This is a genomic window from Methylobacterium sp. SD274, assembly GCF_017355285.1.
Classification (GTDB): Bacteria; Pseudomonadota; Alphaproteobacteria; order Rhizobiales; family Beijerinckiaceae; genus Methylobacterium.
On the sequence record NZ_JADIJP010000009.1, the window covers coordinates 103,097 to 127,159 of the forward strand.

General features: G+C 68.0%; 26 protein-coding genes. 11 read left to right on the plus strand and 15 right to left on the minus strand.

Annotated elements, in window-relative coordinates; translation table 11 throughout:
• Positions 1-16 precede the first annotated feature (16 nt).
• Complete coding sequence (locus IPV08_RS10410; protein WP_246747886.1) at positions 17-598, plus strand: hypothetical protein; 582 nt, start codon at positions 17-19, stop codon at positions 596-598.
• 83 nt (positions 599-681) lie between these two features.
• Here the strand turns inward: IPV08_RS10410 and hpxZ are convergent, their stop codons facing one another.
• From hpxZ to IPV08_RS10440, 6 genes are all read right to left on the minus strand, one after another.
• A complete protein-coding gene (hpxZ, locus tag IPV08_RS10415) occupies positions 682-1,062 on the minus strand; it encodes an oxalurate catabolism protein HpxZ (protein ID WP_207411815.1) in 381 nt (126 codons plus the stop codon).
• Positions 1,063-1,070: 8 nt separating this feature from the next.
• Complete coding sequence (locus IPV08_RS10420) at positions 1,071-2,465, minus strand: AtzE family amidohydrolase (RefSeq protein ID WP_207411816.1); 1,395 nt, start codon at positions 2,463-2,465, stop codon at positions 1,071-1,073.
• A gap of 28 nt (positions 2,466-2,493) precedes the next feature.
• Positions 2,494-2,700, minus strand: a complete 207-nt coding sequence (locus tag IPV08_RS10425; protein ID WP_207411817.1) for a DUF4089 domain-containing protein — start codon at positions 2,698-2,700, stop codon at positions 2,494-2,496.
• Positions 2,701-2,719: 19 nt separating this feature from the next.
• Positions 2,720-4,327 carry a regulator gene (locus IPV08_RS10430; protein WP_207411818.1) on the minus strand — a complete coding sequence of 536 codons (1,608 nt, stop codon included), beginning with the start codon at positions 4,325-4,327 and terminating at the stop codon, positions 2,720-2,722.
• A gap of 46 nt (positions 4,328-4,373) precedes the next feature.
• Complete coding sequence (locus IPV08_RS10435) at positions 4,374-5,048, minus strand: isochorismatase family cysteine hydrolase (RefSeq protein ID WP_207411819.1); 675 nt, start codon at positions 5,046-5,048, stop codon at positions 4,374-4,376.
• A 166-nt stretch (positions 5,049-5,214) separates the two neighbouring features.
• On the minus strand, positions 5,215-5,958 hold the full coding sequence (locus tag IPV08_RS10440; RefSeq protein WP_207411820.1) for an FCD domain-containing protein: 744 nt from the start codon (positions 5,956-5,958) through the stop codon (positions 5,215-5,217).
• 495 nt (positions 5,959-6,453) lie between these two features.
• Between IPV08_RS10440 and IPV08_RS10445 the strand changes: the two genes are divergently transcribed.
• The 9 genes from IPV08_RS10445 (at position 6,454) to IPV08_RS10485 (ending at position 16,712) form a co-directional block, all read left to right on the plus strand.
• Positions 6,454-7,449 carry a hypothetical protein gene (locus IPV08_RS10445; protein WP_246747887.1) on the plus strand — a complete coding sequence of 332 codons (996 nt, stop codon included), beginning with the start codon at positions 6,454-6,456 and terminating at the stop codon, positions 7,447-7,449.
• 151 nt (positions 7,450-7,600) lie between these two features.
• On the plus strand, positions 7,601-8,962 hold the full coding sequence (locus IPV08_RS10450; RefSeq protein ID WP_207411821.1) for an 8-oxoguanine deaminase: 1,362 nt from the start codon (positions 7,601-7,603) through the stop codon (positions 8,960-8,962).
• 115 nt (positions 8,963-9,077) lie between these two features.
• On the plus strand, positions 9,078-10,718 hold the full coding sequence (locus IPV08_RS10455; RefSeq protein ID WP_246747888.1) for an ABC transporter ATP-binding protein: 1,641 nt from the start codon (positions 9,078-9,080) through the stop codon (positions 10,716-10,718).
• On the plus strand, positions 10,708-11,784 hold the full coding sequence (locus IPV08_RS10460) for an ABC transporter permease (protein WP_207411822.1): 1,077 nt from the start codon (positions 10,708-10,710) through the stop codon (positions 11,782-11,784). Before IPV08_RS10455 ends, IPV08_RS10460 begins: the two co-directional genes overlap by 11 nt.
• A gap of 115 nt (positions 11,785-11,899) precedes the next feature.
• Entirely contained in the window at positions 11,900-12,826 is a 927-nt protein-coding gene (locus IPV08_RS10465; protein WP_056425047.1) for an ABC transporter permease, read from the plus strand.
• Positions 12,827-12,856: 30 nt separating this feature from the next.
• Positions 12,857-13,933 carry a BMP family ABC transporter substrate-binding protein gene (locus IPV08_RS10470; RefSeq protein WP_207411823.1) on the plus strand — a complete coding sequence of 359 codons (1,077 nt, stop codon included), beginning with the start codon at positions 12,857-12,859 and terminating at the stop codon, positions 13,931-13,933.
• A 155-nt stretch (positions 13,934-14,088) separates the two neighbouring features.
• On the plus strand, positions 14,089-14,814 hold the full coding sequence (locus IPV08_RS10475) for an NUDIX domain-containing protein (RefSeq protein WP_207411824.1): 726 nt from the start codon (positions 14,089-14,091) through the stop codon (positions 14,812-14,814).
• Positions 14,815-14,832: 18 nt separating this feature from the next.
• A complete protein-coding gene (locus tag IPV08_RS10480; protein WP_207411825.1) occupies positions 14,833-15,816 on the plus strand; it encodes an SPFH domain-containing protein in 984 nt (327 codons plus the stop codon).
• Positions 15,817-15,818: 2 nt separating this feature from the next.
• Complete coding sequence (locus tag IPV08_RS10485; RefSeq protein ID WP_207411826.1) at positions 15,819-16,712, plus strand: NAD(+)/NADH kinase; 894 nt, start codon at positions 15,819-15,821, stop codon at positions 16,710-16,712.
• A gap of 602 nt (positions 16,713-17,314) precedes the next feature.
• Here the strand turns inward: IPV08_RS10485 and IPV08_RS10490 are convergent.
• The 9 genes from IPV08_RS10490 to IPV08_RS10530 all read right to left on the minus strand — a co-directional run bounded on the left by IPV08_RS10490 (position 17,315) and on the right by IPV08_RS10530 (position 22,864).
• Positions 17,315-17,590 carry a hypothetical protein gene (locus IPV08_RS10490; protein WP_246747889.1) on the minus strand — a complete coding sequence of 92 codons (276 nt, stop codon included), beginning with the start codon at positions 17,588-17,590 and terminating at the stop codon, positions 17,315-17,317.
• A gap of 73 nt (positions 17,591-17,663) precedes the next feature.
• Positions 17,664-18,812, minus strand: coding sequence for a chromosome partitioning protein ParA (locus IPV08_RS10495; protein WP_207411827.1), 1,149 nt, complete (start codon positions 18,810-18,812; stop codon positions 17,664-17,666).
• A 137-nt stretch (positions 18,813-18,949) separates the two neighbouring features.
• Positions 18,950-19,441, minus strand: coding sequence for a YidB family protein (locus IPV08_RS10500; RefSeq protein WP_207411828.1), 492 nt, complete (start codon positions 19,439-19,441; stop codon positions 18,950-18,952).
• Positions 19,442-19,595: 154 nt separating this feature from the next.
• Positions 19,596-20,030, minus strand: a complete 435-nt coding sequence (locus IPV08_RS10505; protein ID WP_207411829.1) for a BA14K family protein — start codon at positions 20,028-20,030, stop codon at positions 19,596-19,598.
• 178 nt (positions 20,031-20,208) lie between these two features.
• Positions 20,209-20,646, minus strand: a complete 438-nt coding sequence (locus IPV08_RS10510; protein WP_207411830.1) for a CsbD family protein — start codon at positions 20,644-20,646, stop codon at positions 20,209-20,211.
• A gap of 70 nt (positions 20,647-20,716) precedes the next feature.
• A complete protein-coding gene (locus tag IPV08_RS10515) occupies positions 20,717-20,920 on the minus strand; it encodes a CsbD family protein (protein WP_056429224.1) in 204 nt (67 codons plus the stop codon).
• 77 nt (positions 20,921-20,997) lie between these two features.
• Entirely contained in the window at positions 20,998-21,918 is a 921-nt protein-coding gene (locus tag IPV08_RS10520) for a PhnA-like protein (RefSeq protein WP_207411831.1), read from the minus strand.
• A 222-nt stretch (positions 21,919-22,140) separates the two neighbouring features.
• Complete coding sequence (locus IPV08_RS10525) at positions 22,141-22,644, minus strand: CsbD family protein (protein WP_207411832.1); 504 nt, start codon at positions 22,642-22,644, stop codon at positions 22,141-22,143.
• A gap of 58 nt (positions 22,645-22,702) precedes the next feature.
• Positions 22,703-22,864: a CsbD family protein gene (locus IPV08_RS10530; protein WP_207411833.1), complete on the minus strand. Its 162-nt coding sequence runs from the start codon at positions 22,862-22,864 to the stop codon at positions 22,703-22,705.
• A 537-nt stretch (positions 22,865-23,401) separates the two neighbouring features.
• Between IPV08_RS10530 and IPV08_RS10535 the strand changes: the two genes are divergently transcribed.
• Positions 23,402-24,013 (plus strand): sigma-70 family RNA polymerase sigma factor, encoded by a 612-nt coding sequence (locus IPV08_RS10535; protein WP_348646106.1) that lies wholly within the window; start codon positions 23,402-23,404, stop codon positions 24,011-24,013.
• Positions 24,014-24,063 lie beyond the last annotated feature (50 nt).

Below are 24,063 nucleotides of genomic sequence, written 5' to 3' on the forward strand. Positions count from 1 at the left end.
CCGCCAGGACGGCACGATGACGGATATTCGGATCACGGCGGGCTCCTTCGGCGAGGGAGTGGCCACCTACGACAACGGCGTGTTCCGCTTTCCCAACGGCGATATCCGTGGCGTGGAGGATCTCTCCGATCTCGGCCTGCCGACCGAACCGGTGCCGGGGGCCCATTGGAGCGGCGACATCGTGCGCGGTCTCCAGGGGGCGCTGGCCACGACGACCAAAGCCCTGCCGTCGCCCTTCGGTTTTGCGGCCTCCTTCGTGGGGCTCGGGCTCGATGTGCTCGAATCCTCGGCCACGACCACCGCGACCCTGCCGATCACCTTCACCGACGGCGCCAGCGCGACGATGGCCGCCGACAACGCCATCGCGACGATCCTTATGCGCGACCGTGAGGTGGTGCGCCTCGCACTCGAACGGAGGGCTCCCACCCCGGCGGTCGAGCCTGCACCGGCCCCCGAGCCTGCGCCGGCGCCCGAGTTGGCGCCGATGAGCCCGGCATCGGATCCGGCCGACCCGACCCTGACCTCGATGTTCCAGTACGAGAAGCGCAAGGGACGCCTGCGCCGCGTGGTGACCGAGAAGGCGCCTCAGGAGACGTGAGCAGGCGCTACCGCCCCGCACGTCGCTGACGCTCTCTCACCCACGTGGTCTCCGCGAGAGACGCAGGCCAGGGCTCTCCGTGCCTATCCGTCGATGACGCTCACATGCGCGGCGACGACCTTCCAGCCATCGGGAAAACGAATCCAGGTCTGGCTTTGCCGACCCACCTTGCCGGGCGATCCGTCGCGGCGGAACAGGGTCATCGCCACGGCCGTATCCCGCCCATAGGCCGTGATCACCGTATCGGACAGGGTCCGTTCCAACCCGGCCGGTGAGCGCGCGCGACGGAAGGCACGGATCGCGTCCATGCCGTAGAGGTTCTCGCCCCCGCCATAGCGGATGGTCCGGGGACCGTCGTGGAACAGGGCTTCCAGCGTCGCCACGTCGTTGCCGGTCAGCGCCTTTTCATAAGCCGCGAAGGCGGCCTCGACTTCCGCGATCACGTCGGCTGCGTCGATGTCCATCGGCTCGCTCACAGGTTCGCATGCGGCGCGGAGACGACGCCGTTCCTCTCCAGGTGGCGCGCGACCCGGAGCGCCAGATCCTCGCGCCACGGGGCGGCGATGATCTGGATACCGAGGGGCAGGCCGTCATCGACCCGTACCGGCACCGCCACCACGGGCAGGCCGATGAACGAGATCGGCTGCGTGAAGACGCCGATATTCGCCCGCACCGGCAGCGTCACCCCGTCGAGCTCGAAGGTGACCTGGCCCGATTTCGGAGCCCGGCACGGGGTCGAGGGTGCCAGGATGATGTCGACCTCGCGGAACAGGTCGAGCATTGCCGCCCGGTACCAGCGGCGGAAGCGCTGCGCGCGCTCGACGAAGGGGGCCGGAATCATCGCTCCCGCGATGAGCCGGTCACGCACGGCCGGGTCGAAATCGGCGGCGCGGGTCCGCAGCCGGTCGAGATGGAGGGCCGCACCCTCGGCGGCGGTGATGAGGTAGGCGGCGGCCCGCGCCCGTGCGGCTTCGGGGATCTCCACCCGGCGCTTGGCGCCCAGGGATGCGGCGAGGGTTTCCACCGCCACGAAGGCCTCGTGATCACCGCCACGCGCAAAGTATCCGCCCGCCACGGCGATGCGCAGATCGCCGATGCCGTCATCGAGGCCCAGCATGGCGGGATCGGGGGCATGGGTGGTCGCCACCGGATCGTCCGGATCGGCCCCCTGCATGGCATCGTAGGACAAAGCGAGGTCGGTGACGCTGCGCGCCATGGGGCCGAGATGATCGAGGCTGCCGACGAAGGGGAAGCTTCCCGCCCGCGTCAGCCGGCCATAGGTGGGCTTCAGCCCGAAGCAGCCGCAGAAGGCGGCGGGGACGCGGATCGAGCCGTTGGTGTCCGAGCCGAGGGCCAGCGGGACGAGGCCCGCGCCGATGGCGCCGCCCGAACCCCCGGACGAGCCGCCGGACATGTGGCCGAGATCGTGCGGGTTGCGGGTGGCGCCGTCATGGACGTTCTCCCCGGTGAAATCATAGGCATACTCGCCCATGTTGAGGCCGCCCACGAGGATGGCCCCGGCCGCTTCGAGCCGTCGCACCAGGGCGCCGTCCCGTTCGGCGGGGGCGAGATCGCGGTTGATCTTCGAGCCGGCCCGCGTCGGCAGGCCCGCGATGTCGATGAGGTTCTTCACCGCGAAGGGGACGCCCGCCAGCGGCCCCAGCGCCTCACCACGGTTCCGCGCCGTATCGATGGCATCGGCCCTGGCCAGCGCGTGCTCGGGCAGCACGTCGGTGAAGGCATTCACCGATGTGTCCACCCGGGCGATGCGCGCGAGCACGGCCTCGACCGTTTCACGGGCGCCGATCACCCCGTCCCTCACGGACTCGGCGATCTTCGCCGCGTGCATCGTGCTCGGATCGTTCATCGTGTCGTTCGTCATTGCGTTCTGCTGCTCACGCTACGAAGACCGGAGCCGGCTCCGCCTCGTCGGGCAGAGGAAAGGCCGCGACGAGGCCGGCAGTGGCCTGAAGCACGGTGAGATTCGCTCCGATTGCCGCGACCCAGGCGGGGTCGAGGGGAATGCCCAGGAGCGAGGAGGCGGCGTCGATATAGGTGTCGAGCCCCCCCGGTGCGGGTTCGGTCTTCGGCATCTCGACCATGATCGTCTCCCTGTCTCTTCTATTCCGCTGGCAGTGCCGACGAGACCGGCATGAGCCGCTCCCCGGCGGTGGCGCGGGACGCTGCGTAGAGGAGCCCCGCCACCATGAGATAGGCAAGGGCCAGGCCGGGCTTCACCGCGATTCCGACCGCGGGGCCATGCATGAAGCCGAAAAAGGTCATCACCGCCCCGGCGCCCGAGAAAGCCGCCGCCTTGGCGAAATCGCGCTCGATGATGAGGACCGCGATGGCGCCGAGGATCAGCCCACCCAGGATCGCGCCCTCGCCGAGCACTTCGAGCCCGCCATAGAGCACGCCCACCTGTCCGAGCTTGTCGAGCCCTACCGCCGCCGCGCTGGTGCCCGCCGCGCCCAGCGCGCCGTCCACGAGGGTCTTGGCCCAGGCGGCGAGATGCGGCGCGAAGGCGAGCACGATCGCGGGCGCATGGGAATGCGGCGTCTCCTGGAAAGCCTGCGCCCCGATGAGCATGCCGATGTAGAGCAGGATCGGCGCGATCGCGACCACGGGCACGAGGCTGGAGAGCAGCGACACGAGATTGAGCCAGCACAGGGCCAGGATCACCAGACCCGTAGCCACCGAATAGCCGATCCGCCCGCCCATCGCCTTCCAGCCGGGATGGCCGATATAGACCGCGTTGATGAAGGGGTTGCCCATCATGCAGCCGATCAGGCTGACGGCGCCGTCGGCCGTGAGGACGCGGGTGGTCGGATAGGCATCCCCGGCGACCTCGGCACTCTCGACATTGTCCATGGCCTCCACGAGATCGTAGATGCCGAACGGGATCGCGGTCACCAGGATCACGCCGAGGAACTCGAACCCGCCGAAGACGTGGCCGAAGGCCGGCAGGGGAATCGAGAAACCGATTCCCTGGATGGCGGCGAGGAAACCGGGGCCGCTGACCCCGCCCATGTCGAGGCCGAACGGCTTGGCGCCCCAGGCCACCGCCATCCCGAACAGGATGGCGACGAGGCCGGCGGGAATCCGGCCGGGATAGCGCAGGCCGCCGAACCAGGCGAGGAGGATGATGGCGAAGGCGACGACACCGATGACGGGTGTCGTGATCATCTCCAGGGCCGGACGCATGGCGATGAAGGTGACGGAGACGCCGGCCAGGGTGCCGAGGAGCGCGGCGCGCGGCGTGATCCGCCGGATCACGGGGGCGACGAAACCGCCGATCATCAGGATGAAGCTCTGGATGAAGACCCAGGCGAGGCCGGCCTCCCAGCCTTTCACCGGATCTCCGGTGGCGAGCTTGATCGGCAGCATGATGACGAAGACGACGATGAACATGTGCGGGACGCTGATGCCGGATGGCAGGGCGCAGACGTCGCTCCGGCCCGTCGCCTTCGCCAGGCGATAGGCCAGCCAGCCGTAATAGGCGGTGGAGAGGCACAGCATCAGCCCGATGGCCGGCAGGATGCGTCCGAAGGTGATGGCATCGGGCATGCCGAGGACGAAGCGCAGCAGGCCGGTGAGGACCAGGAGGTTCACCAGGATGTTGGTGCCGAAGCCGAAGAAGGCGTTCCAATCCCCCGGCACCCAGAGGCTGGGTCGGAAGGCGCCGCCGACCCCGTTTGTCGTTCCGCCCGAAGCCGATCCCGCTGCCATGGTCCACCCTCCCCGTCCCGCCGCCATCAGCCCGTCCCGCCGATCGTCATCCGGGCATGGCGAGGGCCGTCAGGACGGCCTCCGACGACGAGACCCAGCCGAAGATGCCGCCCTGCTCCTTGATCATCTCCAGGCCGATGCGGTGGAATTCCGGGAAGTAGGAGGCGCAGCAATCCGCGAGCGCGACGCAGCGATAGCCCCGGTCGTTGCCTTCACGGATCGTCGTATGCACACAGACTTCCGTGGTGACGCCGCAGACGAGCAAGGTGGCAATGCCACGCTCGGCCAGAACCGCCCCCAGTTCGGTCGCGTAGAATGCCCCCTTGCCGGGCTTGTCGATCACGATCTCGCCCGCCGACGGCGCGAGATCCGGCACGATGTCGTGTCCGGGCTCGCCGCGGATCAGGATGCGGCCCATCGGGCCGGGGGCGCCGATCCGCGCCGTCGGCTCACCCCGTTCGAGCTTGGCCGGCGGTGCGTCCGACAGGTCGGGCAGGTGACCTTCCCGTGTATGCACGACCAGCATCCTGGTGCGGCGTGCCGCGGCGAGGACGGACCGGCAGGGCGCGACGGCGGCCAGCAGGAGCGAGACGTCGTTGCCCAGGGTTTCGCCGAACCCACCGGGCTCCAGGAAGTCCCGCTGCATGTCGATGATGACGAGCGCGGTGGTGGCGGGATCGAAGCCGAGATCGGCGGGTTCCGCGCTGAGCGTGACACTCATGACCTGCACACCCGATCGTCCGATGCCGCGTTTCCGAATCCCGGCTTCGGTGCCGATTCGGTCGCGATGTCGTTCCGATCATGTATGCACGGTAGCTCCGGCACACGCCCAAATGATGCGCGATCCTGCGTCGTTGCGCGCCAAGTTGTGGAATCCTTGCGCTAGCTCAGCGGTTCGAGCGCTCCGGCCTGCCGATCCCCGCTTCCGGTTCGACGGCGGAGCGGCGGTCGTCATCGCGTTCGTGAGCGGCTTCGCGCTCCCGCGCCGGCTCGGCATCCACGCTCTCGAACACGTCCTCGACGATGCTCATATGGATCAGCATCGCGGCATTGGCCGCCGCCGCGTCGCGCCCCAGCACCGCGCGAACGACGGCGTCATGCTCCGCATGCGATCGATGGAGCCGGCCGGGGGCCTTGAACTGCGCCTTGCGGTAAGGTGTCAGCCTTCTGCGAAGCGAGACCGCGATCTCCTCGACGACGCTGTTATGGGCGCCGGCATAGAGGAGGCCGTGAAACTCCTGGTTGGCGGCCATGTAGCCCGCCCTGTCATCCGCATCCGCCAGCCGGGCCATGCCGTCATGCAGGGACCGGAGCTGGCTCCGCTCCTTGGGCGTCATGCTCAGTGTCGCGAGCCTCGCGCAGGTGGCTTCGATCTCCCCCATGGCGATGAACAACATGTCGAGTTCGTCGAGCGCCATCCTGCGCACCATGGCGCCCGCGCGCGGACGCAGGTCGATCAGTCCCGTCCCGCTCAAGAGGCGCAGGGCGTCGCGGACGGGCGTTCGCGACACGCCGAAGCGCTTGGCGAGGACCTGCTCGTCGAGATGAAGGCCCGGTGGGAAAACGCCGGCCAGGATGTCGTTCGCGATCTGGTCCGCCAGATGTTCGGCGCGGGTCTGTGGTGCAGGCACCGGTCTCTCGATGAAGTGGGGGGCGAAGACGACCCGAAGGGACGCGGTCGTACCCTAGCGCAGTTTCTCGTGCCGTGAATGCAGGGTGTCGCGAGAAGCAGACTTATCGAGACCGGCGTGGTGCTGCAACATTCCCGAGCACGACCACTATAGCCGTCGATTCGGGAGACCATGCCTTCCGGGTCGCGCTTGAAAGTACCGGAATTTTTCATATCGTTTTTAACGATGCCAGTTGGGTCGGGCCTCATGATCGTCAATGACTTGCCGGCGAAGAGGAATTGTTAAACTATCAAGTTCGAATCGATATATGTGCATTGACTGCCGGTCGGACGGTGAGCCCCTGTATTTGTTGTCGGCTCGTACCCTCGGCGCTTCTGTTGCATATTTGCACATATCGGGTCGCCAATTCGCACATCCTCTCCGGCTCGCGTGTCCTGGCATATGGGTTGCAGCCTTCGATCCCCATGAGCGCGATGCTCGGAAGAGGGATTGAACATGTCGGGCATCCCGAAAGCGCTGATGGCGGCCGTGGTCTCGTTGCTGGTGACGGGGCCCGTTTTCGCCGCCGACCTCGTGAAGGCTCCCGCTCCCGCACCGCTCCCCGATGCGCCCGGATCGTTCTTCCTCTTCTCGGATACGCAGTTCAGCTACCGTTATCAGTTTCCGTCGTCCGAGCCCGGCGTGCAGGTTCAGAATTCCGACGGTTCGTTCAGCACGCGCGGTATCCCGAAGCACATCTACAATATCTCCCATGCCAATGCCTGGGCCTACGGCACCAACTTCTTCACGCTGGACATCCTGAAATCCGCCTCGCAGGACCCCGGCGGCACCACCAACGCGCCGGGAGGCTTTGCGCAATACGATTATGGCGCCACGGAAGCCTACGGCCTCTATCGCGGTACGCTCAGCCTCAATGCGCTCACCGGCACGAAGGCCTTCGCGGTGCCGGGCATCATCAAGGACATCTCCCTGTCCTATGGTTTCGACGCCAATGCCAAGAACACGGCCTTCGGCCCGCGCAAGCGCGACGTGGTCGGCGGGCTGAACTTCGCCTTCGACGTGCCGGCCGGGTTCATCAACGCGTCCGTCCATGCCTACAAGGAGTGGAACCGGAACGGCTTCAATACCTACCCCAACCGCGATGTCAGCTTCGACACGGTCCCCGAAATCGAAATCGTCTACAGCCTGCCCCTGAGCTTCACCGGCCTGCCGCTCAGCATCGCGGGCTTCAACAACATCGTGCTGCCCAAGGGGCGCGGCGTCACCGACGTGACCGCGTTCGCCTTCAACGCGAAGACCGGTCTCGAATTCCTCTCCCGCACCAATCTCGTCCTCGACCTCGGCAAGCTCGTCTACGACACACCCAACAAGGTCGATGTCTTCATCGGCTTTCAGTACTGGCTGAACAAGTTCGGCGCTCAGGAAACGGCGACGTTCAAGGGCACGGAGGAGAAGAGCTTCCTCGCCGGCGTCTCGTTCCACGTCTTCTGAAGCAAGGTTTTCCTAGGAACGCGCCGGTCGGAAAGGTTCGCGTCCGGCGGGGAGCGCTTCTGGAAGGACGCGTCCGTCCACCTTACACCAAGGCGTGACGAGGCCGGGGCAACGCTCCGTCCTTCCTCCGGCGAAGGGACTGACGGGCACGATGGCAGAAGCGGGCACACCGAGGCGGGTCTGGATCCGCAATCCGCTGGCGATCCTCGCGGAGGATGCGGGCGGGGGCATCGTCGTCGAGGGAACGCGGATCGTCGAGCGGATCGCGGCGGGAGCGCAGCCTTCGCGAGCCGTGGACGAGACCTTCGACGCGAGCCGCCACGTCGTCATTCCCGGGCTCGTGAACACGCATCACCATTTCTTCCAGACGCTGACGCGCGCCCATCCCGTCGCGCTGAACAAGCCGTTGTTCCCGTGGCTGCAGGCCCTCTACACGGTGTGGGACAAGATCACCCCCGACGCGTTCCGCCTCGCGACCCGGCTCGCCTATACCGAGCTCCTGCTCTCGGGCTGCACCACGGCGGGCGACCACCACTATCTCTTTCCCAAGGGCCTCGAATCCGCCGTCGACATCCAGGTCGAGGAAGCGGGTCCGATCGGCATCCGCGCCTTCGTCACCCGTGGCTCCATGAGCCTGTCGGTGCGCGACGGCGGTCTGCCGCCCGAATGCCTGACGCAGGACGACGATACGATCCTGGCCGATAGCGAGCGCGTGCTGCGCCTGTTCCACGATCCGAAGCCGGGGGCCATGGTGCAGATCGGTCTGGCGCCCTGCTCGCCCTTCAGCGTGACGAAGCGCGTGATGCGCGAGAGCGCGGCGCTCGCCGAGCGCTATGATTGCCGCCTGCACACCCATCTCGGCGAGACCCTGGACGAGAACACATACTGTCTCGACGTCTTCGGCCAGCGCCCGGTGGATTACATCGAGGAGATTGGCTGGATGCAGAGCCGGACCTGGCTCGCCCACGGCATCCATTTCAACGACGAGGAGGTGGTCCGGCTCGGCAGGGCCGGCGTCGGCATATGCCATTGTCCGACCTCGAATATGACGCTCGCCTCCGGCCAGTGCCGGACCTGCGAGCTGGAGGCCGCCGGCTCACCGGTGGGGCTCGGCGTCGACGGGTCGGCCTCGAACGACAATTCCAATCTGATGGAAGGCGTCCGCCACGCCCTGATGCTCAACCGCCTGACCTACGGCGCTGAGCGCGTCACCCATCTCGACGCCCTGCGCTGGGCGACGGAGGGCTCGGCCGCCTGCCTCGGTCGCACGGATATCGGCCGGATCGAGGAGGGCCGCGAGGCCGATCTCGCCCTGTTCACCCTCGACGAACTCCGCTTTTCCGGCGCCCACGACCCGCTGGCGGCATTGGTCCTGTGCGGCGCCCACAGGGCCGACCGGGTGATGGTGGCGGGGAGCTGGCGGGTGGTGGACGGGCAGCCGCTGGGCATCGAGACCGGGCAGCTGCGCGAGGCCCATACCCGCCTCGCCCATGCGCTGCGGAGCGGATCGTGACGGCGGCCGCGGGCAGGAAGGCGGGCGGGTTGCGTGCTCGCCCGATCCTGCGCCGCGCCCCGCAATGGCGGCGTGGTCCGATGGCCTCGCCATGGAATCGGGGAACCCAGCCTTCATGACGGATGCGACCCCGAGCCCGGCTCCCGCCACCCCCGCTCCTGCTACCCCGGCTCCCGCTACCCCGGCTCTTGCCGGCCAGATTGGCGCGACGCCGCTGTTCGGTGCCTACGGCATCGTCAAGCGCTTCGGCGACTTCACGGCCAATGACGGCGTCGACCTCGAAATCCGTGCCGGGGAGATCCACGCCCTGCTCGGCGAGAACGGGGCCGGCAAGTCGACGCTCATGAAGATCCTCTACGGGCTTCTGGAACCCACCGAAGGGGTCGTGACCCATCGCGGCGACATCGTGAAGCTCGCCAACCCCAAAGCCGCGCGGGCGCTCGGCATCGGCATGGTGTTCCAGCACTTCTCACTCTGCGAGAACCTCACCGTGGCGGAGAACATCGCCCTGGTGATGCCGCCCGCCATGAGCCCGAAAGCGCTCAGGGAAAAGATGTCCACGGTGGGCGCCACCTACGGCCTGCATCTCGATCCGCATCGCCCGGTCTGGTCGCTCTCTGCCGGAGAGCGCCAGCGTATCGAGATCATCCGCTGCCTGCTGCAGGACCCGCGCCTCGTCATCCTCGACGAACCGACATCGGTGCTGACGCCGGGGGAGGCGGAAGGCCTGTTCACGGTGCTGGAGCGACTGCGCGACGAGGGCCGGGCGCTGCTCTATATCTCGCACCGCCTCGACGAGGTGCGCCGACTCTGCTCCCGCGCCACCATCCTGCGTGGCGGCAAGGTCGTGGGCGCCTGCGACCCGCGCCAGGAGAGCGCCCGGTCGCTGGCGGCGATGATGGTGGGCGTCCAGGTCGGCGAGGTGAAGCCGCCCTCAGGCATGCCCCTCGGGGCGCCCCGGCTCGTCCTCTCCAATCTCTCGCTGGCGACGTCGGGCCTGCACGGCACGGCGCTGAGCGACATCTCGCTCACGGTCTCGGGCGGGGAGATCGTCGGCATCGCGGGCATCGCCGGCAACGGACAGGCCGAGTTGTTCGATGCGCTGTCCGGCGAGGCTTCGGCACCCGAGGCCGGCATGGTGACGTTCGACGGCGTTCCGGCCGGGCGCCTCGGCATCACCGAGCGACGCCGCCACGGGGCCTGCTTCGTGCCGGAGGAGCGCAACGGCCACGCGGCCGCCCCGACCCTGAGCCTGTCCGACAACGCCCTCCTCTCGCGCCACGCCACCGCCGGCCTCAGCCGCTTCGGTTTCCTCCGCAACGCCGCGGCCAAGGCCTTGGCGCAACGCGTGATCGCGGCCTTCGACGTGCGCAAGGCCGGGCCGGACCCCGCCGCCGGCACGCTCTCCGGCGGCAACCTGCAGAAATTCCTGATGGGGCGGGAGATCATGGCCGAGCCGGGCATCCTCGTCGTCAACCAGCCGACCTGGGGCGTCGATGCGCTCGCCGCCGCGCATATCCGGCAGGCCCTGCTCGATCTCGCCGGGCGCGGGGCCGCCCTGCTGGTCATCAGCCAGGATCTCGACGAACTGTTCGAGATCGCGGGCCGCATCGCGGTCCTGCATGACGGAACGCTGTCGCGGGCGGTGCCCGCGAGCGAGACGAGCCGCGAGGCGGTGGGGCTGCTGATGGGCGGCGGAGGCATCGAACCGACGCCGCCGTCAGCGGCGAAGGAGGCGGTGGCCCATGCGCATTGACCTGTCGCCGCGCACCAACCGCTCCCCCCTCATGGACGGCCTCGCGCCGATTCTGGCCTTCGTCGTCGCCGTCGCCATCGGCGGCATCGTGGTCGCTGCCATGGGCCGTTCGCCGGCCGCCGCCTTCGTCACCTATTTCGTCGCGCCGTTGAGCGAGGTGTGGTCCCTGCAGGAGGTGGCGCTGAAGGCGGCGCCCCTCGCCCTCATCGCCATCGGCCTCGCCTTCTGCTTCCGCGCCAATGTCTGGAATATCGGCGCCGAGGGCCAGTTCGTCGTCGGTGGCCTGTTCGGAGGCTGGATTGCCGTGGCGACGCACGGGGCGGAGGGGAACACCCTCTGGGTCCTGCCGCTGATGCTCGCCGTGGGCACGCTGGCCGGCATCGCCTATGCGCTGATCCCGGCTTTGCTCAAGGTCTGGCTCGGCGTCTCCGAGATCCTGACGAGCCTGATGCTGGTCTACGTCGCCGAATTGCTGCTGGACTACATGGCGCGTGGACCCTTGCGCGATCCGGCGGGCTACAACTTTCCCCAGAGCGTCACCTTCGACGACGCGGCCCGCCTCCCCTACCTGATGGAGGGGGACACGCTCCATGCCGGCGTCCTCATCGCCCTGGCGGCGGTGATCGTCGCCGCCATCGTGCTGGCGCGGACCTTGTTCGGCTTCGAGGTCCGGGTGGTGGGGGCGAGCCCGCGCGCCGCCCGTTTCGCCGGGTTCAGCAATGTCCGCCTGACGCTCGCGGTCTTCGCGGTCTCGGGCGGGGCGGCGGGGCTCGCCGGGATCGCCGAGGTGGCGGGCAAGATCGGCCAGCTTCAGCCGTCGATCTCGCCGGGCTACGGTTTCACCGCCATCATCGTCGCCTTCCTCGGCCGGCTCTCCCCGGTGGGAATCCTGGTGGCGGCCCTGGTGATCGCGCTCACGACCATCGGCGGCGAGGGCGCGCAGATCGACCTCAAGCTGCCCCTCGACCTCACCCGCGCCTTCCAGGGATTGCTGCTCGCCCTCGTGCTCGGGGCAGACGCCCTGTCGCGCTACCGCGTCCGTTTCGTGCCGGGGACGGCGACGTGACGGGCGTGACACCCCTGTCGGTCCGGCCCGCGCGCATGATCCGTCCGCGCGCTCCTCGGCGAGAGACGACCCGCAAGGCGGCTGGACGGACGGCGCGTCGAAGGAAGCTCGCACCATGACTCTCGACGTCCTGCAGATGGTGCTCGTCACCATCGTCGCCGCCGCGACACCGCTGATGATCGCGGCGCTCGGCGAACTCGTGGTCGAGCGGTCCGGCGTGCTCAATCTCGGCGTCGAAGGCATGATGGTGCTCGGCGCCGCAACAGGCTTCGCGGTGGCCGTGGAGACGGGCTCGACATTGGCCGGAGCGGTGGCGGGGGCGGGCGCCGGCCTCGCTCTGTCGGCCCTGTTCGGAATCCTCACCGTGGTGCTCGCCGCCAACCAGATCGCGTCCGGGCTCGCCATGACGATCCTCGGCCTCGGCCTCTCGGGACTGGTCGGCGCCTCCTATGTCGGCATGAAGCGGGAATCGGCGCCGCATCTCGCCATTCCCGGCCTCACCGACCTTCCCGGCATCGGCCGGCTGTTCTTCGGACAGGATGCGTTCGTCTATGCCGGCTTCGCCCTCGTTGCCGGAATCGCATGGTTCCTGTGGCGGACCAGGGCCGGTCTCGCGCTCCGCGCCATCGGCGACGACCACACCTCCACCCACGCGCTCGGCCTCAAGGTGCGCAAGGTCCGGTTTCTCGCGGTGCTGTTCGGAGGCGCATGCGCCGGTCTCGCCGGCGCCTATCTCTCCCTCGCCTACACGCCGTTCTGGGCTCCGGCCATGACTGCCGGCCGCGGCTGGATCGCCCTCGCTCTCGTCGTCTTCGCCTCCTGGCGCCCGCTACGGGTGATGGCCGGCGCTATGCTGTTCGGCGGAGCCACGGTGCTGCAGCTTCACGCGCAGGCCGCGGGTCTCGGGCTGCCCGGCCAGGCCCTCTCGGCCCTGCCCTACCTCGCCACCATCCTGGCCCTCGTCTTGCTCTCACTGGGGCGACGACAGGGCGGCTCGGTGGCCCCGGCCTCGCTCGGCCGCGTGTTCACGCCGTTCCGCTGAACGGCGCTTTTCGAAGAGGACGACGGTGATATGGGGATGATCAAGGGGGTCGCCGTCGCTGTGGCGCTCACGCTGGGGCTCGGTGCGGCCCAGGCGCAGGAGAAGCCGGCGGGCAAGCTGAAGGTCGGCTTCATCTATGTCGGGCCGGTGGCCGATTTCGGCTACTCGTTTCAGCACGACCAGAGCCGCAAGGCGTTGCTGGCGGCCATGCCGGACAAGGTCGAGACGAGCTTCCTCGAGAACGTGCCCGAGGCGGACAGCGAACGCTCCATCGAGAGCTTGGCGCGCTCGGGCCATCAGCTGATCTTCACCACCTCCTTCGGCTTCATGGAGCCCACCCTGAAGGTGGCCAAGAAATTCCCGAAGGTGAAGTTCGAGCACGCCACCGGCTACAAGCGCTCGGCCAACGTCTCGACCTATTCGGCGCGGTTCTACGAGGGCCGCTACATCTGCGGCGAGATCGCCGGCAGGCTCTCCAAGACCGGCACGGTGGGCTACATCGCCTCGTTCCCGATCCCCGAGGTGGTGAGCGGCATCAATGCCTTCATGCTCGGCGCGCAATCGGTGAACCCCAACATCAAGCTCAAGATCGTCTGGGTGAACACCTGGTTCGATCCGGGCAAGGAGGCCGAGGCGGCCAAGGCCTTGCTGGCGCAGGGGGCCGACATCCTGTCCCAGCACACCGATTCCGCCGCTCCGCTGCAGGAGGCGGAGAAGCAGGGCAAGTTCGCCTTCGGCCAGTCCTCCGACCAGATGCGCTTCGCCCCGAAGGCTCAGCTCACCTCCATCGTCGACGATTGGGATGGCTACGTGATCGGCGAGGCCAAGGCCGTTCTGGACGGCACCTGGAAGAGCCACGACACCTGGGGCGGGATCAAGGAGGGCATGGTGGTGCTGGCGCCCTTCGCCAACATGCCCGACGACGTGAAAGCCAAGGCCGAGGCCTCCAAGAAGGCGATCGCCGACGGTACGCTCCATCCCTTCAAGGGGCCGGTCCTGAAACAGGATGGCAGCGTCGCCGTGAAGGAGGGCGAGACCGCCCCCGACCCGATGATCCTCGGCATGAACTGGTATGTGAAGGGCATCGACGACAAGCTGCCGAACTGACCACGCCGTTCGCGTCATCCTGATTCACATCGGCTCGAAGACCGGCCATCGCCCTCCAGGCGATGGCCGGTTTTTTCGTGCCCGGGGCGACGTACTCCTTGCCTTATATGCTCGATGCATCTAACTAAGATGCATCGAGCATATAAGGCTGCCCCGTGACCGAAGCCGAGTTCCTGGCGGATTACGATCCCGCCGCCTACGAGCGCCCTGCCCTCGCCGTCGATCTCGTGCTGCTGGGCCTGCGCGCGGGCCGGCTCGCGGCGCTGCTGCTGAAGCGGGACCAGCTTCCGCATGCTGGCCGCTGGGCGCTGCCCGGCGGCTTCGTCGGCATCGACCAGACCCTCGACGCGGCGGCCCTCTATGTCCTGCAGGAGAAGGCCGGCATCGCCAGGGCGCATCTGGAGCAGCTCTACACATTCGGTGCTCTCGACCGCGATCCGCGGATGCGGATCATCAGCGTCGCCTATCTGGCTCTTCTGCCGGAGGCTGACTTCGCCGAGGCGCTGGAGCGCTCGGCGGCCCTCACGCCGGCCACCATCGCGGTGCCGTGGCCGGGCGAGACGGGCGGAGAGGTGACGGCCCTGTCGCCGAAGGGAGAGACGCTTCCCCTCGCCTTCGACCATGCCGCCATCCTGGCCATGGCGATCCTGCGGTTGCGCGGCAAGCTCGACTATTCGGATGTGGGCTTTGCCCTCCTGCCCGAGCACTTCACCCTGCGCCAGTTGCAGGACGTGCACGAGGCGGTGCTCGGCACCACGCTCAACAAGCCGGCTTTCCGACGCAGAATGCTCGACCGGGGCTGGCTGGCGCCGACCGGATTGCGTGAGGCCGGAACGTCGTTCCGGCCGGCCGAACTCTACCGATTTCAACCATCTCGCTGAACGCACAGGAGGATTTCCATGGCGACGATCCGCAATATCGGCCTGGTCGCGCAGCTGAGGAGCGAGGCGAGCAGCCACGTCATCCGCTACCGCAAGGGACGCATCCGGCAGAGCGGCCGGGGCCTCGTGTTCTGGTTCCGCCCCGAGACGTCGAGCATCGCCGAAGTGCCGATGGACGACCGCGAGATGACGTTGTTCGTGCGGGGCCGCAGCCAGGATTTCCAGGCCGTCGCCGTGCAGGGGACGATCGGCTGGCACGTGGTCGATCCCGAGCGGTTGGCGAACCGCATCGATTTCTCCATCGGCCTTCGCAACGGAAAGCTCCAGGGTGAGCCGATCGAGAAGATCGAGGCCCGCATCGCCGGCATCGCCAGTCAGGCGGTGCTGCAATATCTCGGTGGCAAGCCGGTGCGCGCCATCCTGGATGCCGGCCCCGAGCCCCTGCGCGGAGGACTGGAGACCGTTCTGGCGGCGGACCAGTCCCTGGCCGAGATCGGCGTCGCCGCCGTGTCGGTGCGGCTCACCAACCTCGCGCCGACGAGCGAGCTCGAACGCGCCCTGCAGACCCCGACCTTCGAGGCGCTCCAGCAGAAGGCCGACGAGGCGACCTTCTCCCGTCGGGCGCTCGCCGTGGAAAAGGAGCGCGCCATCGCCGAGAACGAGCTCGCCACGCGCACGGAACTGGCGCGCCGGGAGAAGCTCCTCATCTCCGAGGAGGCGGAGAACGCGCGAAGCCGCGCCGCCGGTCTCGCCGAGGCGCAGGGCGTCGAGGCGACGGCGGAAGCGGAGCGCATCCGTCTCGTCGAGGGGGCCAGGGTCCAAGCCGAGGCGCAGCGCGTCGCGATCTACCGCGACCTGCCGCCCGCGGTTCTGCTCGGCCTCGCCGCGCAGGAACTGGCGGGCAAGCTCGACACGATCGAGCATGTCAGCGTGACGCCCGACCTCCTGGCCGCCGTGATGAGCGAGTTCCACAAGCCCCGTCCGATGGTGGAGGCGCGCTAACCATGGCCGCCCTCACCCACCGCGCGGTCTTCGTGATCCGCGAGACCGATTACGAGGCTCTGATCGCACGCCACGCCACCAGCGGCCAGGCGCGCTTCTTCCTCGAGAGCCGCGGGCAGAAACTCGAGGACGTGGTGGAGCGCCACGAGCGTTTCCACGCCGTGCTCGCCCAGGCGCGGGCCTCGGTTCCCGACGAGTGGCGCCAAGCCCTGGTCCGGCGGGCCGATCTCGACCGTTTCCTCTTCGCCCCCGACGACGTGATCGTCGCCGTGGGGCAGGATGGGCTCGTGGCGAATGTGGCGAAGTATCTCGGAGCGCAGCCCGTCATCGGCATCAACCCGGCGCCGGACCTCTATGACGGTATCCTCGCCCGCATCGCCGTCGAGCGGTTGGGCGCTCTCCTCCCCGCCAGCGTGAACGGTGCGGCGGCGATCGAGCGTCGCACCATGGTCCGGGCAATCCTCGACCACGGCGAGACGCTGTTTGCCCTCAACGAGATCTTCGTCGGGCATCGCAGCCACCAATCCGCACGCTACCGGATCGAGACGGCGGACGAGGCCGAGGATCATTCCTCCAGCGGGCTCATCGTGGCCTCCGGGACCGGGATCACCGGATGGGCCCGCTCCATCGCCGAGGCGACGCATCTGACCATCCCGCTCGGAACCGAGGAGGCGGCGGTGGGCTATTGGGTGCGCGAGCCCTTCCCCAGCGTCGCTAGCACCACGCGGCTGCGCGCCGGCAAGTTGAAAGATGCCGGGCTCCTTATCACCTCGCGGATGAACGACGGCGGCGTCGTGTTTGCGGACGGTATCGAGCAGGATTTCCTGCCATTCGGATGGGGTTCCCAGGTCAGGCTCTCGCCGGCGGACCGCACCCTCAACCTCGCCGTCGGTTAGACAGTCACGGGGTTACTGTTCCAGTCTCCTCCGTGATTTTATTTCGTCACAAGATCAGTAGCCGTTGCCGCCATGATAGCCGTCATAGCCTATAGCCGGCGCGAAGCCATGTGACGCCGTCGATGGGCCGCCCCAGCTATAGCTTTGTCCCATCGGGTAAACGAGACTTTCGCTCAGAGGATGGGGCGCGACAGGAGAGCTTGACCGTAATGACTTTTGCGGAGGTTGTTCAGGATTGGCGCGCTTCCTGAAGATCGAGAGGACAGATGATACGCGACGCATGCATGCCTCCGACTTAAACTTGGAAGCAAGAAACAAGTTCGCGTCAATACCGTTCCTTCATCAGCCGATTATTCGATTATGGTCGTCGTTCGTGTTCGCGACAGGAACCTGCGGCGTTTCTCCATGCCGCAGGCCATTCCAAAATATTGTTCGTCCCATCGTCCGCTACGAGCTTGCGAGCATGCTCGTCGATTGGAGGATGACGACCACCAGCGTGACGAGGGCCGCGACGGCCACGACATAGGTGATGGCCTTGGTGAACTTGGTCATGGATCCGATCCGTTTCTCTGTGTTTTTCGTCTGGCCGTTGTCTGATTTGGTCAGTCTTCGGCGTCGTCGGAGGAGCGGCCACGTGACCGCTCATAAGCCGCGATGGCGCTCGAGCATCCTTCCGAAAGGTTCGGGCGATTGCGCTTGAAGCAGGCTTTCACTTCGGGGCCGCCGGGATTCATTCCCGCGCAGAGTCGCAGGTAATCGCTGCCGCAGCTCGCCCGCATGGCCTCCATTTCGGGGCCCTCCTGCGCCGTGGATGGCTGGGTCATGGCTAGCGCTCCGACGAGAGCGAGACCCGTCAGGGCTAAGATACGGATGGTCATGCTGCGATCTTCATAGGGGACAGGGCCGGATGGACGACCCACGCAAGCAGTGCTCGCATGGGTCGTTGTTGCCTCAACGAGACGGCTGATTGGCGGCGGGTTGGCCGGGCGCCACGGCCGGCGGAGCGGCGAGCTGCTGGCGGGTCTCGGCGAGCTTCGCCTGGGCGGCGCTCAGATCCTGCCGGGCAGAGGCTAGGCGCTCGTCGATGGAGGCAGCCTCCTTGTTGCGGGTGGCCAGGGTCTCGGTGAGCGTGGCCAGCTCTCCCTGCGCGTCGGTCTGGCGCTTGCGGAGGGCATCGAGGGCAGTGGCGCCGGCATCGCGGTCGGCGGAGAGCTTCTGCAACGCCTGCTCGGCCTGGCCACGCTCGGACACGACGCGGTCGCGTTGCGCCTGGACCTCGGCGAGGTCGTTGCGGACAGTCGCCAGGGCCTCGCGCGCCTGCTGGGCGTCGCGGTTGGCGAGGCCGATCTCGGCGGTGAGCTTGTCCTTGTTGGCGCTCAATTCGGCGACGGCCTGATCGATCTCCGTGCGCTGCTTGGTGGCCTGCTCGGTCGCCGCACGCGCGTCGGCCAGATCCTTCTGCGCGGCGGCGGCGGCCTCGCGGGCATTCTGCTGGCGCTCCTCTGCCTTGGCGAGGTCGGCCGTCTTGGCCGTCGCCTCCTGCGTCATGGTCGCGAGATCGGCGCGGAGCTTGGCCTCCTGCACGCGGGCGTCCTCGAGACGGCGACCGACCTCGGCGAGATCCCGGGCGCGGTCCACCGCCGACGTCTCCGCGGTGGTGATGGCCTCGCGCAACGGCGTCAGTTTCCCCTCGGCCTGCGTGACCTGGCTCTGCAGCTCGGTGAGCTTGCGGGCCTCTGCCTCGGCCGTCTTCTTTGCCTCGGCCGCCTTGGCCTCAGCCGTCTGCTGCTCCTGCGTCAGGGCTGCGGCGCGCGACTTCGCCTGCTCGGCGGCCTGGCTCGCCTGCTGGCCCTGCTGCTGGGCGGTGGCGATCTTGGCCTGGAGCGCATTCAAGGTTCCGGCGGTCGAGACCTGCCGCTCGAGATCGGCGCGGAGCGCAATCTGCTGGCTCTGCAGGTCCTCGATCCGATGGTCCCGGGCACTGCGCTGGCGTGCGCCCGCGATGGAGGCGACGATGAGCCAGACCAGCAGGATCGCGGCCACGACAGCGAGGCTGAAGGGCAAGGGTCGGCGGAGTTCCGAGCGGTAGTCGATGGCCATGAGGGTCTCGCGGTGTCGGGGAAGGCGGTGGATCGAACCCCGGCGCGGCATCGCCCGGTGTCGTATGCGGCCGGCGCAGTCATGCGCCGGCCGCATCGTGGCTTCGTGTCGGGCAGGTCTGGCCTGCAAGTCTGGCCTTAAGCCGGCTTGCGGCCGTCGGCGGCGTAGCGGTCGATGGCCGAGGGCAGCTCGCGCGAGAGGCGGGACAGGAGCGCGGCGCGGCTCAGCCCGGTCTGCTGGGTGAGGTGGTCGAGGGTGTCCGTGCCGATGGCGCGTTCCAGATCCGCCTCGGGAATGTCGCGGTTGGCGCCCTGGTTGACCCAGGACGTCGCGGTCTCGCCATGACCGCCCTTGGTGAAGTGATCGACGAGCTCACTCAGGCCGCTGGCGATCAGCCCGCCCACGCCGGCCGTGCCGAGGCCGCCCAGAAGACTTCCAAGGCCGCCCGTGGAGCTGGTGTTCGCGCTGGTGTTGGGAATCGGCGGGACGGTGCCGTGGTTCGGGCTCAGCGACGGAGCCGAGGGGGCATCGTGCCCCTTCAGCAGTTCGGCGAGCTTGTCGCGGTTCTGGTAGCCGGCCACGGCCAACAGGCCCAGCAGCGCGGTCATTGAGGGATAGCCCTTGCTCATCTGTCGTCCTTGTCGGTGGAGAGTGGGGGGCGGAAGGCAGTCTGCGGAAATCCGGCCCGGCATGGGAGCCGAGCCGGCGTTGGAAGGAGTGCCGCGGGAGCCGGGGCGGAGCGACGCCGGCATCTTCCGGGCGTGTCCGGGCCCCATCGATGGATCAGGGGCAGGTGTGACGGTCGCCGTCGTTGCCGAGATAGGTTCCGCTGGCCGCGTCGTAAGAGCGGAAACGGCGGGCGCAGGCCGCGACGGCCTCGGCCGGGACCCCACGCGGGGCGGCCTGGGCCTGCGAGTTGGCGATGGCACCGCCGATGATGGCCCCCGCCGCAAGGCCTGCCACGCCTGCGCCGACGGCGGCGCCCACGCCGGGACCACGGCGGTAGCCGTAGCCACGACGATGGCCGTAGCCCCGGCCGTATCCACGCCCGCCACGCCAGCCGTGCCGATGACCGAAGCGACGGTGCTGCACGTACCCGGTCGCCAGGTCACCACGGACCAGCGCCTCGATCGGAGAGACGGTGGCCGGGGAGGCCTGGGCCGGAAGCCCGATCAGGGTTGCGGCCAAGGTGGCGGCGAGGGCGAAGGTCAGCTTCATCGTGAGGTGGTCTCCTGACGTAAGATGGGGAAATGCCGAAACCGGATCAGTAGCCCCGACGGTTCGGCGGGGCGGCGGACCGGCCGCCGAAGCGGCGGCTGACATAGGCGATGATCTTCGGAAGCAGGAAGGCAGTCAGGAGCTTGCGGATCATGGGATGGTCTCCGAGGACGAGGGATCAACGCTTGGAACGGGACAGCCACCCGACCGCGAAAGCGACGGCGGCGAGGCCGAACACGGCGGAGGCTCGGTTGTTGTCGGCGTAGCGAACGGCCTGCCGGCCGTAGGTCGTGCCGCGCTTGCGGGCGTGACGCGCGAGGTCGCGCCCATCGGCAATGAGGTGTCCGGCCCGATCTCGCGCCTCGTCAACGAGGTGACGTCCGTCCTCGACGAGATTTCCGGCGCGATCCCGGATCTCATGGGCGATGTCTCGGCCATCCTGAGCCAAATCCTCGGCCCGGCCACGGGCCCGGCCGTAGGCGTATTGCGCACCGCCGGCCACCTGATTGACGGCGCCGCGCACCTGACGGGCGGGATCACCGGTGATTCCGCCGAGCGCGGTCTGGGCGCGGCCCGTGAGGTGGCGGGACGCGCCGCGGAACTGGTCGCCGTTCATGAGATACTCCCAGGTTCGAAATTGATGGAGGTGACGGGCCCCGGATCGGGTCGGGGCCCGCCGTTTCGGTTCAGCGCTTGCCGGTAACCGTGTCGACCACCGAGGCGACGCCGTCCTTGGCCTCGCCGACGGTGCGCTGGGCCTCGCCCTTGAGTTCCTGGGCCTTGCCCTCGGCAACCAACGTGTCGTTGCCCGTGACCTTGCCGGCCGCCTGCTTGACGTTGCCGGCGGCTTCGTTGGCGAGGCCCTTCAGCTTGTCCGTGGTGCTGCTCATGGGGATGCTCCTTCGGTTCGAGAATGAGATCGCAGGGGGAGGTCCGGCCGGTCGCGGGTGACCGGCCGGGGAGTGGCTCAGGCGCGGCGGGCGCCGTAGCTGTCGGCGAGGGTGTGGAGCTTCGGGGCGCCGAGGCGGCCGCCGAAGAAGCCGGCGAGCGCGCCGAGGATCAGGGCGAGCGCGCCGTAGAAGGCGCCCTGGGTGGCGGCGGACTTGGCGGCGACGGCTGCGGCCTCGGCCTTCTGCTTGGCGGTGGCGACGGTCTCTTCGTACTGCTTGCGGTAGTCCTGGATCTGCGTCTTGGCCTGGTCGACCGGAATGCCCTGGGCCTTGGCCAGCGCGTCGGCGGCACGGTTCTCGGCCTGGGCCTTCTGGCTCGGATCACCCGTGAACAGGGCGCGGATCGCGGCGACGGCGGCGTCCTTGGCGGCCTGCGGGTCCTGGCCGGCGGCCTGGTTGCGGACGCTCTGCTCGATGCCGTCGAGCGGGTTGGTGATCTTCGACAGCGAGGGGGCGGCGGCCTGGGCCGCGGTCTGCACGGTGCCGCCGACCAGCGAGCCGGCTCCGCCCAGCGTGCTGGTCACGCCCGAGAAGGCTCCGCCGATGAGGCCGCCGGCCGCCGAGGTGAGGAGGTAGAGCACCACGAGGGTGGTCACCGCCCAGGAGACGAGGCCGTGCAGGCCGGCGGCGCCCGTGACGGGCTTGCCCGAGAGACGCCCGGCGATGAAGCCGCCCGCCAGGGCGGCCACGATGCCCGAGACGATGAACCAGATGCCGGCGCTGAGCGACAGGGTCGAGGCGGCCGGGTTGTCGGCGGCCACCGGTCCGACGCTGGACAAGCCGATGCCGACGCCGACCATGTTGAGGATGACCTGGGTCACCAGGGCGGTGACGGCGCCGGCGAAGATCGCGCCCCACGACACCTGGTTCAGCAGGACGGTGCGGGTGTCGGCGGCAGCCGGGGTGGATGAGGTCGCAAGAAGGGGGGAAGTGGACACGATACTGGTACTCCGGGTCGTCGGTCGTCCGAGAAGCTCGGTCGTTCGGGGGTGGGTGAACTCATGGGCCGGACCGCGCGGTCACGGCGCGGTCGGGCCGATCGATCGCGGCGCTAGAGCTGCGCCCGACCACGTTGGGTCGGGGCACATCTCAAGGCCTTTGTTTTGCCGCGCTCTTTTTCGCCGAACCGGCATCCACTTCGGCGGAGAGCGCTCTAAGCGTCAGTCGCGGCCGTGGATGAGGAGGCCGATTCCGTAGCCGAGGAGGCCGGCGACCAGCAGGACGGCGACAGGGTGCTCGGCGATCTGGTTGCTGGCTTCGCGGCCGCCCTGGCGCAGATAATTGCCGCCGTTTTCGTAGGCGTCCTCGGCCCGGTCATAGGCCTCGCGGCCAGCGCTGCGGACGGAGCGCTCGGCGCGGTCGTAGGTGTCGGCAGCGGCGCCCTGGGCGCGGCGCGCGCGGTCCTCGACGTCGTCGGACCCGATCAGGTTTCCGACCGTGTCGCGAACCTTGCCGCCGATGTCGCGGGCGGTATCGACCACTTGGTCGGCCGCGTCGCGTACGGTGTCCTTGGCCTGGCCATAGAGGTTCTCGGCAGCACCCTGTGCCTCGCGCGCACGGCCCTCCGCCGAATCCCGCTTCGAACCGGTGAGGTCGCCCACCGTGCCCTGCACTTTGCCGCCGAGTTCCTTGGCGGCGCCCGTGATGCGATCCGCATCGACCATGATGTCTCTCCTGTTCTTGTCGTGAAGGATGTTCGTGAAGCGTGACGTTCCGCCGAAGCTACGACTTTGGGCTGGTCTTCGGTTTCACGTCGGGTTTCAGTAATTTCTGCTGAGATCTGCCATCGGCTTCGACTTCTGGATCTCCGACCAGTTTTCCGATGGCCTCTTTCACCGAGGCCTTGAGCTTGTCGGAAGCATCGGTCGTCTTTTGCGCGCTCACGGGATGCTCCAATGCCTCAGCGACTGACACACCCCTCAAGTGGCCCGTGCTCACTGCCAAGCAATGATGCAAATCTACTAGTAGAGTGATTTTTATTCGTCAGTTCAGAGCAAGGGGAAACTGTCGCTACGGCTCTGGACAACGTCTGCGGAATGCTCGTGCTCGTTGAGCTTCCGGCGGGCGGCCTCCGTGTGACCGCCCGTCATGACGATCGAGAAAAGAGAGTTCTTGCGTCCGCCGACCCGCCGAAGCTCATGCCTGCCGCCGCCAACCACCTTCGACCGCCTTCCGTGCCGCCTGTATCAAGCCCGCCTCTAACAGGTGGGGGTGGCCGGCGGTTCCGATGGGTGAAAGCGAAAGACTGGTATATCTGGATCATTGACGTGAACGTGAGCGATCATCCAGAAGCGCGTACGTATTCTCAACCGTAGAAGCACGGCGACCTCCGGCCGCTATCCGGTACAAGGACGTATCTGCGGAATGTACGTCACCACAGAAGCTAAAGAATCGTCATATCCAGATGGCTCGAATCCCTCTGTGCAGGATGAGCTTGGACGAAGACTTGAAGAGCTCATTCCGAGAGCGGGCACGGTCGAGGCCGATACGCGGCTCGGTAGGGTTCTGCTCCGGCTCAGGGCCGCCCTGCTCGACGCGGAGGCGGAGCGGCAGGTCTCGAAGGCGTTCGGCGACGGGGTGATCGCCCTCGTGCCGCGCCTGCGCCGCTCCGCTCTCCTGCGCACCGGCAACATCGCGGAGGCCGACGACATGGTCCGGGCCACGCTGATGCGGGCCTGGGAACAGCGCTCCCGGTTCGCTGAGGGCACCAGCCTCGTGGCGTGGCTGTTCACGATCCTGCGCAATATCCACCACAACAAGCACAGGCGCGTGAGGCGCCGGATCTTGGATTTCGACGGTGCCGTCGCGGCCGAACACTCGGCGGCTGCCAACCAGCAGCAAGGGGCCGCCCATCTCGCATTGCAGACCGCCCTGGATGCCGTTCCCATGGAGGAGCGAGAGACGTTGTTGCTGGTGACGGTGGATGGACTCACGCATGAGGAGGCGGCCGCCGTGCTCGGGTGCCCCGTCGGCACCGTGAGGGTCCGGGTGAGCCAGGCGCGTTACCGCCTCACCCTTTCCCTCGGCCAATGACGCCGATGTCCGCGCGCTTGCGCTGAGAGTGAGGAGTCGCCCGGCCGTTC